The sequence below is a fragment of the Cryobacterium sp. AP27 genome (genome assembly GCF_056680495.1).
In genome coordinates, this window is record NZ_CM155285.1 from 3,410,978 (window position 1) to 3,425,118 (window position 14,141).

Consider the following 14,141-nt stretch of genomic DNA (forward strand, 5'->3'; position numbering starts at 1 on the left):
TCAGCGTTCCCTGTTGACGACCGCCTCGTAGCAGTGCGCTAAGGCTTCGCCGGCCCGGTCCCAGGACAGGAAGGCACGCCGTTCCGTGCCCCGGGCCGATAGCGTCGCCAGCAGGGCGGGGGTGGTGGCGAGCGTTAGGAGCTGATCGGCCAGGGCGCGCCGGGACCCGACTGGGTGCTCCAGAAAATCCACGCCCGGAGTGCCGAGCGCGCCCGCGGCCGTACTGACCAAGGGGACACAGCCGCTGGCCTGCGCCTCGAGGATGACGAGGGCACTTCCTTCGGTCCAGGTGGGGAGCAGGAGCACGTCGGAACTTCGCAGCAGCTCAGGGACATCATCGACAAATCCCAAGACAGTCACGTTCGGCTGCGTCAGGAGCGGCATGAGGGAGCGGCCGTAGTCCGGTTGAATCGCCCCGGCAACGACCAGCTCGGCGTTGTCGAGTCCCGCAAGCCGCCAGGCCTCGAGAGCGACGTGCAGTCCCTTGGTCGGATCACCGCGTCCCACAAAGACGGCTCGAAATGGTCGGAGCGGGTCGTGCGGCTCGGCAGACCGGGCGGAGAACCGGCGGAGGTCACACCCGTAGCGGTGTTGCAGCATCCTCGACAGTGGGAATCCTTCTGCCAGAAATTCGTCTCTGGCATAGTTCGACGGGACCAGCACGGCGGTCGCCGCGTCGTATTCTTCCCGCTCCCGCGCAAGAACGGTCCGGTTGGCGGCGTGGGAATGCTGCGGAGGCAAGGGCACTCCGGCATCGGCCGCAGCCAGCGCCGACTGCCGAATAACGCTCGCGGTATGCGGATTGGGCGACTCCCGGAGCGTCGCGATCCCTGCGGCGGTGGCCGCCGCGAACGTGCGGAGGCAGGACCGCGGCCAGGCATGAACCACGTCGATGCGCGCGGTATTCCGGCGGAGCCAGTGCGCAACGCGGGCATCATGAAATGAGTATGCGCGCTGAACGCCGAGGGCACGGTGCGGAACCCGAAGCGTGCCCACGGTCAACGTCTCGTGTACTTCGACCGACCGGGGCAGCACGAGATGCCCGACGGATGTGCAGAACAACACGACGTGCACGCCCCGTTCCGCCAACCCGAGCACTTGCTGGCGCGCGGTCAAGGCGATCCCGGCGCGATCGAGGGAGTGCGGAAAGCTGTATAGGACTCTCATCTGCCGTCGGCCTCTCGGTTACCGCTGCAGAGAACGCCGCAGCGGCGGTTCATTCTGGCACGATCCTAGCGGCCCGAATGGGGCCCAGCGCTCACGCACCGTGACGAGATAGAGTCACTATAAAATGAGGACTCCTCCGAATTTCCTCCAAATGAGAGATAGGCGCTGTCTTTTGCCCCCCAAAGGGGGTTACAGTAAAGTGAATTTTGATCACGACTCGGTTGAAATTGACGCGTCGTAGATCTGTGGACGGATTGGTGATCGGCGCGTCCAGATCACACGAGAGGTCCACTACGTAAATGATGAACCTCAATCGGCGGACGGGGCATACAACCTCGCTCAAACGCCGCAGAACGATAGGGACGGCGATCGCGGCCTCCGTTGTCATGTGTCTCACGGTCGGAAGCTCGGCCGCCTGGGCGCACAACGACCTGGCCGACCGCCCAACAGCTCAGAAGCAGGGGGCGACAACGTCGACCTCGCTCTTCGATACGGAAACCCCCGACGTGGAAGCCGCTCCTGACGACACGGCTGCCGTGGAATTGGGCGTTGACTTCACTCCGTCGGTGAGCGGTACCGTTTCCGCGCTTCGTTTCTACAAGGGAGCGGGGAACGGGGGAACCCACACCGGGAACCTCTGGACGGCATCCGGAACGAAGCTCCAGAGCGTGACCTTCACCGATGAGAGCGCAACTGGATGGCAGACCGCCGAGCTTTCGGAACCCGCGGCGTTGACCGCAGGCAAGTCGTACGTCGTCTCCTATGTGGCCCCGAACGGTCGGTACTCCTATACGACGGACTACTTCTCCAAGGCCAAGACCAGCGGTCCGCTGACGGCCTCTGCTGACGGGGGTCGCTACCGCTACGGCACCACCGGTGGCGTGCCGAGTTCGACGTGGAAGGCGTCAAACTACTTCGTTGATGTCGTCTTCAACCCCGCCGAAACGTCAGGCGCACCGGCTCCGGCGCCCGCCCCGGCCCCCGAACCTGCTCCCGCTCCGGCACCGGCCCCCGAACCTGCTCCCGCTCCGGCCCCGGCCCCCGAGCCGGCTCCGGCTCCGGCGCCCACCACCGGGTGGCCCGATGCCTCGACGACGGGCGTCCCTGCGGGCACGACGCTGAAACAGTCCGGTGGAATCACGATCACCACACCGGGCGCGGTCATTGACGGCCTGGAAATCCGCGGTGACGTGTTCATCCGCGCTGCGGGTGTCACCCTGAAGAATTCACGCGTGCACGGTCGAGTGGATACCGGCGATTCTGCGGGCAAGTACCCGGGAACGCTTATCCAGCGCGTCGAGGTCATCGGTCCGTACAACAGCGCTGCCGATGGCGGTTTCCCCGCCGTGGGCTACACCGACTTCACCTGCGACGGCTGCAACATCCGTGGCTGGGGCAAGGGGGCCGGACTCGTCGCCAACGCAACGATTAAGAACTCCTGGATCCACGACCTCGTCGTGCACGGTGACCCGGCCAACGGCGGGAGTCACAACGAGGCGATCATCAGCCTCGGTGGCACGAACTTCACGATCACAGGCAATCGTCTCGATGCCGGATCTGCGCCGAACTTCTCGGCATCCGTCGCACTGTACAGCCAGATGGAACTCATCCGAAACGTCGTCGTCGATCGAAACCTGATGAACGGTGGCGGCTACTGCCTGTACGCGGGCAGTACCAACGGCAAGCAGGCGAGCAACGCCAGGTTCACGAACAATACGTTCGGTACGTCCGTGTTCTCGAAGTGTGGATCCTATGGTCCCGCTACGTCCTACACATCCGGACAGGGCAATGCCTGGTCGGGTAACGTCATGTCGAACGGCACTGCCGTGGCGGCCCCTATCGGCTAGAGCCCACACACGCACCCAGAGAAGCGCCCGTCGAATGTGACGGGCGCTTCTCTGCGTGCGGTCGGATACGTATGGCCCTTGTTAGGGGCCCGCGGTCCGGTCTGCGAGAACATCAAAACCGGAACGTACCCGGACGAGTGGGACATCAGGGATCCGACAACGGCGTTACCAGCAGCCACATCACCTTTGGCGTGCGCAACGAGGCGAGCCACGCCCAGGTGATCTTCCAGACATCGGACACGACGTGGCAGGCGTACCACAGCTACGGGGGAGTAGCTTCTATCAGGCGGCCGCGAATGGTCTCGCGTAAATTGGTCGGTCCGGCAGCGGGCGAACGTCGAAGCGGCCAGGGACGCCGGTGTGAACCTCCACTTCCTGTCCGGCAACGAGGCCTACTGGCGCACGAGATACGAACCATCCATCGACGGGACCGATACGCCTCCCCGAACGCTCGACGTGCTGTTCAGCGCGGATGCCACTCAACCGACTCCCACCGGCCTGACCCTCTTCGGCGACCAGACGCCGTCGACGATCGAAAGTTCGGACACCTCCGCGGTCGAGCTTGGCATGTCGTTCACGTCGTCCGAGCCGGGCGACATCACCGGAATCCGCTCCTACAAGGCACCGGGCAATATCGGGGAGCAAATCGGCACCCTGTGGCGGCGGCGGGTTTCCGACGTCAACGTGGAACTCAACGAACTACTTCGTCGACGTGCAGTTCAACGCGAGTTAGCGAGCACTGGGGGGGTGGGGCATGCTGACCTCACGGGAACTGTTATCGCGTTCCCACCGGGCGGACGCCGGGGCCCACCGGGCCTGCATCCTCGCGATTGAAATCAGCGCGACGTAGACCGCGACGTCGGGGATGCAGGTTGGGTCGCGTTGCACCAACGCACGAAGATCGTCGAGCTGGCCGCGCTGTCCGGCCGAGACGACACCTGTATTCGGCGCAACCGTGACGTCATTCTGTGTCCGGTAGGTTCGCTTCAGTATCTTCAGCAGGTCGGTGGAGGAACGCGGGGCGCGAACGATAAGAGGATCCGTGGGCACAATGGCGCGTTCGGCCTCGGGCATCAACTGGTCGATGAAGAGATCATCGGAGACGATGTCGGGGAATTCGGTAAACCGGCCACGTCCCTCGACCGAGAGGGCATAGCAACCCGCGCCCCAGAGGACGTTGCTGATCGAGGGCAGCTGGGCTCTCACTCGGTACCAGCTACGGACCGCCCACTGCGACCGGGTGGAATCGAAGTTCACGGAAGGGCGCGCGGCAAGGGGACCACCGGCCCGGAGCGTCAGAAGGACCTCGACCGCCGCGCGGGCGGTCATCGTGATGTCTGCGTCGAGGTAGATGCGCGGACCCTCTGTGGCGACCAGATCTCCTGCGCGGAGTGCGCCGGCCTTGGACGCCACGGGCAGCTCGAGAACCGTCACCCCGTAGAAACGGCGTGCGAGGTCGGCCGTGTTGTCGCTGCATCCGTTGCAGACCACGACCACACGCGCGGTCTCTGCCGCCAGGATCGGCGCAAGTGCTCGCAGGCACCGCTCGATGACGAGTTGCTCGTTGTGCGCGGCGATGATGATCGTACCGAGCATCGGAACGGTCATGCGACCCCTCCCGGCAGCTTCGTGCGGGATGGAGCAACGAGCAGTGCCGTGAGTATCGCGCGGGAATTGGGACGGTTCGCGCGCAGCAGGTTGTGCAGCACGGCGACACAGAAAAAGGCCGTGGATGCCGCCGGGCCGTGCCATTTGCGGAAGTAGCGCAATTTGTTGACGGCCATCAGGGCTTCCAATGCTGATGACGAGCCCGAACCGGCGCCCCGGTGGCTGACGATGGCGTCCGGGACGAACACAATTGCGTGTCCGCAGGCGCGGATCCGACGGGAGTAGTCTGTCTCCTCGGAGTAGAGGAAGAACCGCTGCGAGTCCCAGGGGCCGACAGCGGCGAGGGCATCTGAACGCACGACGAGCGCGGCGCCGGTGGCCCATTCCACCTGCGCCGGGGCATGGTAGACCGCGGGATCCCGCACCATTTCTGCCAGCCATGCGGGTCGCGCGGCCCAGCGGTCCCCGAATAGCGCCTCGCCCAGAGAACGACGCACCGTCGGTTCGCGCCGAAGCGACGGCTGAAGGGCCCCGGTTTCGTCGAGGACGAGGGGTACGGCCGCGGCGACATCGCCGAGCGACCCGGGGCGGCACGCCGACACGAGCGCGGAGAGGGCGTTCTCGTGCAAGGTCAGATCAGGGTTCAGAAAGACGGTATGCCGGGACGCGGGAGCATTCTGCAGGCCGAGGTTCAGCCCGCCGGAATATCCGAGGTTTGCGCCGGTTTGCATCACGGTCACGCGGGGGTCTGTTCCCGCGACGGCGGACAGGTCGTCGAGCCCGTAATTGTCGACCACGATGGCGTGCCATTGGAGTTCTCCCACAGCGCGCGGAACGGATTCGAGCAGCGCCGGCAGGTCGCCGGCGCTCTTGTAGGCCACGATGATGATGGCGAGGTCAATCATTGGCGACGGCGATTTCTGAGGCGGTGAGAGTCGGTTCCGGGGAGGACGGCGACGACGGAGCGCCGAAGAATGTTTCGTGCCAGACCTCGAGACACATGAGCGTCCAGATTCGGTTTTCTTCGCTGAACCGGCCACTCTCATGCCGTTCGAGCAGATCGCGCACGGCCGTGCGGTCGAATGTCTGGGCGACGAAAGAGTCTGCGCCGGTGAGGCGGTCCCACATGGAATCGCGGAGCCCGGTTCGAAACCACTGGTCGAGTGGCACGCGAAAGCCCACCTTGCGCCGGTCCACCACCTCTGACGGCAGGTAGCGGCGGGCGACTTCCTTGAGTACCCACTTCGTGGTGCCGTTGCGGACCTTGAGTGACGAGGGCAGGCGGAACGCGAGGTCGACGAGTCGGTGGTCGAGCAGCGGCGGACGCAGCTCAAGCGACGCGGCCATCGACATCCGGTCGCCACGCTCCAACAGATTGTCGGGAAGCCAGCCATCGAGGTCGCCGAGGAGCATATTGCGGATCGGATCGCGTCCGAATTCGCCGCCGTCCCGACGGGGGAGGCGCGCGGGGATGCCACCGAGCAGCTGGGCACGTTCCACACCGGTGAACGGCGCAAACCAGGTGCGGTATTGCTCCTCGCGGCTGGCGGTTGCGGCCGCGCGGAGGGCGATACGGGCCCGGGAGAGCCGGGCGGGCATGCGTCGCTCGACCGAATCGATCACCTTGGAGCGCAGGGCAAAAGGCAGGAGCGACGCGGCGGCGACGGCCCGGGCCGCCCGATACTTGGGATACCCCGCGAACAGCTCGTCGCCGCCCTCACCGGAGAGGATGACCCGCACCGACTGGCCGGCCGTCTGCGCGAGACGATAGACGGCGATGTCGGCAGGTTCGGAGATGGGGGCGTCGCGGTTCCAGGTGAGTTGCGGCCAGAGGGCTTCGAAGTCGCTCGCGTCGACGTGCACCTCATGATGGTCGGTGCCCACATGCTCGCTCACTCGGCGCGCCCACGGCAGTTCGTCCGTGCGCGCATCACCGAAGCCGGCGGCGAAGGTCTGCACCCGGTGTTGCGGGCGGAGGGAGGCGATTTTGGCCACGATCAGGCTGCTGTCGACCCCGCCGCTGAGGTAGGCGCCCACGGGAACATCGGCCACGAGCGCGGCGTCCACGGCCTCGGTCACGGCCTCATCGACGGCATCAAGCGCACCGTGGTCGGTCCAGCGCCCACGCGGGTCGGGCTCCGGCGGCTGCCAGTAGCGGGTGATAGTGAGGGTGCCGGCGCGCGTGATCTCGGCCCGGTGCGCGGGCGGAAGCTTGGATACGCCCTCGAACAGGGTATTCGGAGATGGGACGGATCGGGCCGCCAGGTAGGAGTCCAGACTCAGCAGGTCGACGCCCGGGGCCGTGGGAAGAACGGCGAGGAGAGCCTTGACCTCCGACGCGAAGATGAGTTGCTCGGGCGTGCGCGAATAATAGAGCGGGAGAACTCCGAGCCGATCGCGCACCAGATGGGTGGTGCCGGTCAGGGTGTCATGCAACGCAAAGGCGAACTGTCCCACGAGTTGCTCGATCCAGCCGATTCCGTGCAGGCTCACGCCTGCGAGAATCACCTCGGTGTCTCCGTTGGTGCGGAACGGATACCGCAGGCCGGCCCGCAGCTGGCGGTAGTTGAAGATTTCACCGTTGAACGTGAGTACCCAGCGGGCGTCGGCGCTGTGCATCGGCTGCTTGCTTCCGGACAAGTCGATGATCGACAGCCGTGTGTGCGCGAAACCCACGGATTCCGCGAGCCAGAAACCGTGGCCGTCGGGGCCCCGATGGGCCAGGCAGCGGGTCATTGACGCGAGAGCGGCGGGGTCGACGACGGTGCTGTCGAAACGGTGGATGCCCATGATTCCGCACATGTATCGCTATGCCCTTGTCGAATGCTGAATGAACTCTGTCTCCGGCGCCTGGAGATGACGGCCCCTGGTCAGCAGGAACTTCCCGTACGCGATCGGGTCGTCGAGGTTGATGTGCTCCGGCCGGGCCGGAACACCGGAATTTGCGAACGGCCACGAGGCGGCGCGAAGGTCGTTCTGGGCGCGCTGGAGCACGGTGTCAAAGACGCGAATGTAGGCCTGTGCCTGGTGTTGCCAGTCGAGTTCACTCGTGACCCGCGCGCGTGCCGCGCGGCCGAGGCTCACCCGAGCCTCCGGGTCGTCGAGCAGGAGCTCAATGGCATCGGCAAAGGCGCTGATGTCACCCGAGGGCACGTAGATTGCGCTGTCGGCACCGGACACCCGGGTCTCGGTCAGGTCGAAGGACACCGAGGGAAGCGCGTACGCCATGTACTCCATCGTCTTGTTCATGGTCGACAAATCGTTGAGCGGAGTCTTCTCGTCCGGTCCGACGCCGATGTCGGCGGCGCTCAAATAATTCGCGATCGTCTCGGGCCCAACCCGGCCGGTGAAATGAACCCGGTCGCTCAGACCCATCGCAATCGCCTGCGCCTTGAGCGCCTCGAGGCAGTCGCCGAACCCCATCAACACGGCCCGGACATCCGTTCTGCCGCGGGTGTGCACGAGTTCACTGACGACCTCGAGAACCTTGTCGACGTTGTCCTGCGGGCCCATGATGCCGAGGTACACGAGGAGGGACTCCTGCATTGTCGCGACTTCGGCGACGGGCTGGATCGGTCGCATCACCCGGGTGTCCGGCCCGCTGCGCACCACCGTGACCTGATCGGGGCGCAGTTGGCCACGACGCAGGGCTATGGCCCGATAGGAATTGTTCGTCGAAATCACGTGGTCCGCCGCACGGAAGGTCATGCGCTCAAGCCACAACAGAGTCTTGTATTGGAATCGCGCCGCGAGCCCTCGAGGCCGACCGAATCGGGACAGGAACAACTCGGGGTTGAGATCGTGGTGGTCGAAGATGAAGCGCACGCCCTTGTGGCGCCAGAGCAGGCCGAGGAGCCAATAGGTGTCCGGCGGATTGCAGGCCTGAATGACGTCGAAACCGCGTTCGCGCCACACCACGAGCGACAGGGCGGCCGTGCGGATCCAGGACAGGGCGAACTCAATGGCGAAGCCGATCGCGCCGCGTGCCTCGGGCGCCGGCCGATACTTGTAGATTCCGATCTCGTCGATGACCTCGCGCGCGGGATCGCCGGGGCCTTTGGGGCAGATAACCGAGACCGAGTAGCCCTGGGCGCGCAGGGCCTGGCACTCCAGCCAGACGCGCCGGTCGAGGGGGACGGGAAGGTTCTGCACGATGATGAGCACGCGTGTGCCCGGCCGTGCGGGATGATCCAAACGGGTTGTCGAGGTCATGAGAGGGTGAGCGTCCCTTCGGTCTCGGTGTAGATTTCTCCGGTCGTGGGGCAGGTGAACCGTCCCGGTTCGACTTCCTGCAGAGGAACTCCGCTGCGCCCGACCCAGCCGATGCGTCGGGCGGGAACACCGGCAACCAGCGCGAACTCGGGCACATCGACTGTGACGACGGATCCCGCGGCGACCATCGACCAACGTCCGACCGTGACCGGTGCAATGCACACGGCCCGGGCGCCGATGGACGCACCGGTTCGCACGATGACACCGACCATGGGCCAGTCATCGGCGCTTTTGCGCGAGCCATCCACATTGATCGCGCGTGGGAAGACATCATTGGTGAACACCACGCCGGGACCGACGAAGACACCGTCCTCGAGCACGGCCGGTTCGTAGACCAGGGCATAGTTCTGCACCTTGCAGTTGCGGCCGAGGATGACGCCCGGGCCGATGTAGGCTCCGCGGCCGATGATGCAGCCCGGGCCCACGCGGGCGTGCTCCCGAACCTGCGCCAGGTGCCAGATCTGGCTTCCGGAACCGAGGATCGCCGTCGCGTCGATGTCGGCGGTTTCGGCGACCTGTGCGGGAACGTCGATACCGGCGCCCGCGGGCGTGGCCGGGGGCGAGAGGGGGGCGGTGTTCATCAATACGCTCCTACGGGGTGGATGACGACTTTGATTGTGCGCCAGATGATCATCAGGTCGCCGGCCAGAGACCAGTTTTCGACGTAGTACAGGTCGAGTCGAACGCTTTCTTCCCAGCTCAGATCTGAGCGACCGCTGATCTGCCACATTCCGGTGAGCCCCGGTTTGATATACAGACGGCGGTGCACGTGGGTCTCGTAGTTGAGGACTTCCCTCGGCAGGGAGGGGCGCGGGCCCACGATGCTCATGTTGCCGACCAGGATGTTCCAGAGCTGAGGCAGCTCGTCGATGGAGTGTTTGCGCAGGAACCCGCCGATGCGGGTGATTCGAGGATCATTGCGGATCTTGAACAGATTGCCGGACGCCTGGTTCTGGTCGAGCAGCCCCGTCAGGTTGTCTTCCGCGTTCTGCACCATGGAGCGAAACTTGAGCATCCGGAACGTCGCCCCGCCACGGCCGCAACGATCCTGTCGAAACAAGACCGGACCGGGACTGTCGAGCCGAATGAGTCCCGCGATGATGAGCAAGGCGGGCAGCAGGATCACAAGCGCGACCGCGGATGCTGCCACGTCGAGGCTGCGCTTGAGGGCATGTTTGAAGCCGTCGAAACGCGGAATCTCCACGTGGATGAGGGGAAGACCATCCACGGGCCGGAAGTGGATCCGAGGCCCGGCGACATCCGTGAGTCGGCTGGACAGAACCAGTTCCGCATTCGTGTTTTCCAGTTCCCAGCCCAACGAGCGTATGTACTGCGCACCGCCCCTCGGCCGGCCGGCAACGATCACGGTGTCCACGCCGAGGGCGGAGACGGTGCCGGCGAGGTTTTCCAGGTCAGTGACTATGGGCACGACCCGCTCGTCCACCGTGATCTCTGCCGGCCGCGTGATCTCCTCGCCGGCGTCGAGCGCCACGCCGACTACGTAGTAGGCAACCCCCGATTTGGCATGCAGTTGGGTGATCACGTACTCGACGTCGTCACGCTGTCCCACCACAAGTGCCCGCGAGAGGTAGTGACCAAAACGGCGCTGGCGCGAGAGCCATTTGCGCCACAACCAGCGCTCGAGGGCCAGCACCGCGGCCCCCGCGGGGAAGGAGAGAACGAAGTAGCTGCGAGCAATGTCGACCTGGAACACGAGGAATGCAATCGCCAACAGGCCGAACGTGATCGCGCTGGCATTGATGACGCGCTTGTATTCGGTCGCGCCCATGCCCATCATCCGAGGGTCTCGAGTGTGCAGGGCGGCGAGGGCGCAGATCCACGTGCTGCCAATCACGGCGGTAATGAACCAGTAGTTCAACTGCAGCCCGCCGACCGGCGCCGCGGCGCCGTCGATGCCGAATCTGGCAAGCATCGCCGCGGTGAGGGCGACGGCGATGACCGCGGCATCGCTGATCAAGAGTTTGGCACGGTAGCGACGGGCCCACACCGCGCCGGAGGCGGGAGAGTCGATCTCGAGTTCAGGGCGCGCCGTCTCCGGGCGACGCACCAGGGTCAGTCGAGGAGCGGCCGCGGCCGGGGCCGTGGTCGCCTTCGGCGTGGGGTCGCTCATCGACCGGCCACCGTGGCGGCATGAGCTCGCCTGGGGGAGGGGAGTCTGGCGCGACGACGTGATGTTTCCGGCGTGGACGATTTCACGGTTTCATTCCCTGCATCTAGGGGTTACAGGTCGAGGGGTGGACAGTGCCGTAGCGGAACCAGAGAGTCGCTGAGGTCATATTCGGGTATGTGATTCATCCTCAGCTAGGCACGCTCAGACCATACCGCCGGAACAACGCGGGTGTATGCGGCCAGTTAGGGGGCCAACGCCCGGTCGCCCGGCTGAACACCGCCCGCTGGGCTCGGCGTCGTTGGTGTTGGAAACGCCGCCGGAAGCGGGCCAGGGCGAGGAGGTCCACATGCGCGGAACAGAGAAGGTCAGGCGCGCGATGGCCGCGGTGCGCTCGGGTCCGCCGCGCGGCGCGCTCGCCGTGGGCTCTTTTCGCCGACGGCATGAGCCTGCAGACGTGGCCGTTGGCGGGGGTGCCGAGCCGACCGCAACGTCTGAGGCGTCACCTTCACGAGTGACCCAACGAGTTCTATGCGACAGCCGCCTCGGCAGGTCAGACCTGGCGTGTTCGCGGGGATCGGAGAGCGGCCACACCTACGGCCGTGCGTGAGGGCGCGGAGTGCCCGTGGGTGCCACCCGATGGCACGCGTGTGGCGTACAAGAAGAATATTTCCGACACCGTGGTGCCGTTCTGGAACATCGCGGTTTACGACCTCGTCACCGAGCAGGCAGAGCGACGTCTGGTCGGCTCCGGCCGACGGCTCGGCGGGGGCCGAGATCGCGATCGAGCACGCCTGGTCCCCCTCCGTGGTGCGCCAGTAACGGTCGCCCATATCGGTGGACGCCACCCCAATCGGCGGTCGCGACGGTAACGGGCGTAGCGACCACCGAAAACGGGCGCGATCAGGTTGGGATCGGGTTATCTGCGGGTGAGGGACACCATCGTGAAGCCGCCGGGAGCGATCATGACCGTGGTCTTGGCCTTCCCCGGCTTGGCGAGTTTCACCGGCTTTCCGCCGGCGTCGTACCCCTTCTGTCTGAGGACGAAGCCTCGGGGCACGGCGACGTCGCGCTGGGAGACCGTGCTCGCCGCGCTCACATACAGGGTCCCGTCGCCGGCCTGCCCGGTGAAGGACACCGTCGAGACCAGCGGCTGCAGGAGCAGCGCATCGACGGATGCCGCGGCATCTGTGTGCACGTCCACGGCGGTCGCCGCGGCCGGCAGAACGCCCTCGAGGGTGAGCGGACTGAGCTTTCCCGGGGCATCTGTGATGCCCTGGTTGCCGACGCCGCCGTTCTGCGTGGTGCCGAGCGGATCGGGACCGGACGTCCAGGTGGACGTTCCGGACGCATTCGAGGTCTGGTTGATGATCGGGTAGACGTTGCGCGGCTGGTCGCCTGGCGTTACCGGGATGCTCAACCCGGCGCCGGCGTCGAGGGCGACGAAGGCGCCGTCGGAGATGTTGGCCTCGCCGGTCCAGGCCGAGGCCGGCGTGATCACGCTTCCGGCGCCCGAGATGGTTCCGGTTTCGGCCTCGACCACGCTGAGACCGTCCGTGGCCACGGTGCGGTTGATACCGAGTGTTTTCGCCTTGAGCCCGGGGTTCGCGTCCAGGGTGAGCATCGACAGAAGCGCGTGAATGGTCGACTCGGCGCCGGAGTTGGCGTTGACCCGTCCGTCGTGTTCGATGCCGTCAACGGCAGTGCCGTCCGCGGGGTGGTACGCCGGTTCGTTGCTCCGGTTGGCACCGAAGTACCACGCGGCCGTCACCGCAGCAATGTCCAGCAGGCCGGGAGCCTTCGCGGCGGTCGCGGTTGCCACGAGGCTCTGCAGGCGCGAGTCGACGCCGTAGGCGATCTGTGCCTCGCCGGGTGTCGGCGACCAGGCGTTGTCCGGCCCTCCCGCGGCGAGCAGCTGCGGGGTGAAGCCGGCCGCATCCGCGACCGCCGACGGCAGCAGGTCGGGGCGATCCAGGGCGGTGGATGCCGTGGCGACGGCCGCCGGGGCGAGTCCGCCCCACGCGTGCCACAGCGTCTGCGATTTGGTCCAGGGCATGATGGCGCCGAAGGGCCACTGCCGCATCGACCCGGACGACATTCCGGCCACGCCCTCGCTCAACTGGGTGAGGGCGGTCGTGGCGAGGGAGTCGTCGGGGGCCGCCGACGTGTACGCGGCGAGGCCCAGCACGGCTTCGGCCGAGGCATCCGCGCCGCCGGCGATGAGCCACGACGGCACCTGTACGCCGTCGGCGACGTCGAACCGTCCATAGTCGCCGAGGGACTGCGCATTGAGCGCGTTCAGGGAGAGGTGCAGGCGGTCCTTGAGGAAGGCCGCGAACTGCGGGTCGCTCTTCGTGAAGGCGGCGTAGCCCTCGCCGAGCGCCCAGACCGTGCGCGCCACCCAATACGACTCGGCCGAGTCGCTGGGGTCGGGCAGTTCGATCGGGGTGGCGCTCGGGGTCAGGGTGCCGTCGGCCTGCTGCCAGAGCACGACATTGCCCGCGTTGGGCCCCTCGGCCGTCTGCAGGTACGTCAGGGAGCGCAGCGTCTGGAAGGCCTTTTCGCGGCTGGCCTCGTCGCCGGTCTGCTGCCAGTGCCGCAGGTAGACCACGGCCGTGCGGGCAATGTCGTCGGCGTTGTACGCGCCCTGGCTCCAATGACCCGTCGCGGTATCCAGGTCGCCGCCGCCGATCCGGGTGAAGCTTCCATCGTCGTTCTTGTCGGCGTAAGTCCACGGTGCGAGCGCGGTCGTATCCTCGTCGATGTTGAACGTCGTGTGTCCCTCAACCGCGCTCAGGGGAACGGTGTCCAGCAGGAAGTTCAGGTGGGAGAGGTTGGTGAGCGGCACGGTGGGGCGTGGTTTGTGCTTTCCGAGGCGAGCGGATGCCACGCCGGAGCTCTCGGGGGAGGCCTGCGTCGCGACGGCGCCGACACCCGTGAACAGTAACGTCAGGGCGGCGAGGGCCGCAACGGACCTGAGCCGGCTTCTACTTCGGGTGGAACGTGAACGGACAACACTGTGCGTCATGGATTTCTCCTCCTTTGAGGGCGATGGCGCGGCACGTCCCTCCACCCCCGGGCGTCGTTGCCGCAGCGCTACGCGGTCTTCGATACTCCTA

Annotated in this window: 10 protein-coding genes and 1 pseudogene; 3 read left to right on the plus strand and 8 right to left on the minus strand. The window is 66.1% G+C overall.

What is annotated here, in order from left to right; all coding sequences use genetic code 11:
* Positions 1 to 1,167: a glycosyltransferase family 4 protein gene (locus AC1MB9_RS16120; RefSeq protein WP_479962923.1), complete on the minus strand. Its 1,167-nt coding sequence runs from the start codon at positions 1,165 to 1,167 to the stop codon at positions 1 to 3.
* Between the two features lie 299 nt (positions 1,168 to 1,466).
* Between AC1MB9_RS16120 and AC1MB9_RS16125 the strand changes: the two genes are divergently transcribed.
* From AC1MB9_RS16125 to AC1MB9_RS16135, 3 genes and pseudogenes are all read left to right on the plus strand, one after another.
* Positions 1,467 to 3,014 carry a DUF4082 domain-containing protein gene (locus AC1MB9_RS16125; RefSeq protein WP_479962924.1) on the plus strand — a complete coding sequence of 516 codons (1,548 nt, stop codon included), beginning with the start codon at positions 1,467 to 1,469 and terminating at the stop codon, positions 3,012 to 3,014.
* A 173-nt stretch (positions 3,015 to 3,187) separates the two neighbouring features.
* A pseudogene (locus AC1MB9_RS16130) lies at positions 3,188 to 3,443 on the plus strand (N,N-dimethylformamidase beta subunit family domain-containing protein); the annotation flags it as partial.
* A 27-nt stretch (positions 3,444 to 3,470) separates the two neighbouring features.
* Complete coding sequence (locus AC1MB9_RS16135) at positions 3,471 to 3,848, plus strand: DUF4082 domain-containing protein (RefSeq protein ID WP_479964675.1); 378 nt, start codon at positions 3,471 to 3,473, stop codon at positions 3,846 to 3,848.
* Here AC1MB9_RS16135 and AC1MB9_RS16140 read toward each other — a convergent pair.
* The 7 genes from AC1MB9_RS16140 to AC1MB9_RS16170 form a co-directional block, all read right to left on the minus strand.
* Positions 3,744 to 4,622, minus strand: a complete 879-nt coding sequence (locus AC1MB9_RS16140; protein WP_479962925.1) for a glycosyltransferase — start codon at positions 4,620 to 4,622, stop codon at positions 3,744 to 3,746. The two genes, AC1MB9_RS16135 and AC1MB9_RS16140, sit on opposite strands and share 105 nt — an antisense overlap.
* The gene (locus tag AC1MB9_RS16145) at positions 4,619 to 5,527 is read right to left on the minus strand and encodes a glycosyltransferase family 2 protein (protein ID WP_479962926.1); all 909 of its coding nucleotides are present in this window, start codon (positions 5,525 to 5,527) and stop codon (positions 4,619 to 4,621) included. Before AC1MB9_RS16145 ends, AC1MB9_RS16140 begins: the two co-directional genes overlap by 4 nt.
* Entirely contained in the window at positions 5,520 to 7,412 is a 1,893-nt protein-coding gene (gene asnB, locus AC1MB9_RS16150; protein WP_479962927.1) for an asparagine synthase (glutamine-hydrolyzing), read from the minus strand. Before asnB ends, AC1MB9_RS16145 begins: the two co-directional genes overlap by 8 nt.
* 18 nt (positions 7,413 to 7,430) lie before the next feature.
* On the minus strand, positions 7,431 to 8,834 hold the full coding sequence (locus AC1MB9_RS16155) for a glycosyltransferase family 4 protein (RefSeq protein WP_479962928.1): 1,404 nt from the start codon (positions 8,832 to 8,834) through the stop codon (positions 7,431 to 7,433).
* Positions 8,831 to 9,475: an acyltransferase gene (locus tag AC1MB9_RS16160; protein ID WP_479962929.1), complete on the minus strand. Its 645-nt coding sequence runs from the start codon at positions 9,473 to 9,475 to the stop codon at positions 8,831 to 8,833. The genes AC1MB9_RS16155 and AC1MB9_RS16160 overlap by 4 nt, the downstream gene beginning before the upstream one ends.
* Complete coding sequence (locus tag AC1MB9_RS16165; RefSeq protein WP_479962930.1) at positions 9,475 to 11,025, minus strand: sugar transferase; 1,551 nt, start codon at positions 11,023 to 11,025, stop codon at positions 9,475 to 9,477. Before AC1MB9_RS16165 ends, AC1MB9_RS16160 begins: the two co-directional genes overlap by 1 nt.
* Before the next feature lie 916 nt (positions 11,026 to 11,941).
* The gene (locus tag AC1MB9_RS16170) at positions 11,942 to 13,912 is read right to left on the minus strand and encodes a hypothetical protein (RefSeq protein WP_479962931.1); all 1,971 of its coding nucleotides are present in this window, start codon (positions 13,910 to 13,912) and stop codon (positions 11,942 to 11,944) included.
* Positions 13,913 to 14,141: the final 229 nt, after the last annotated feature.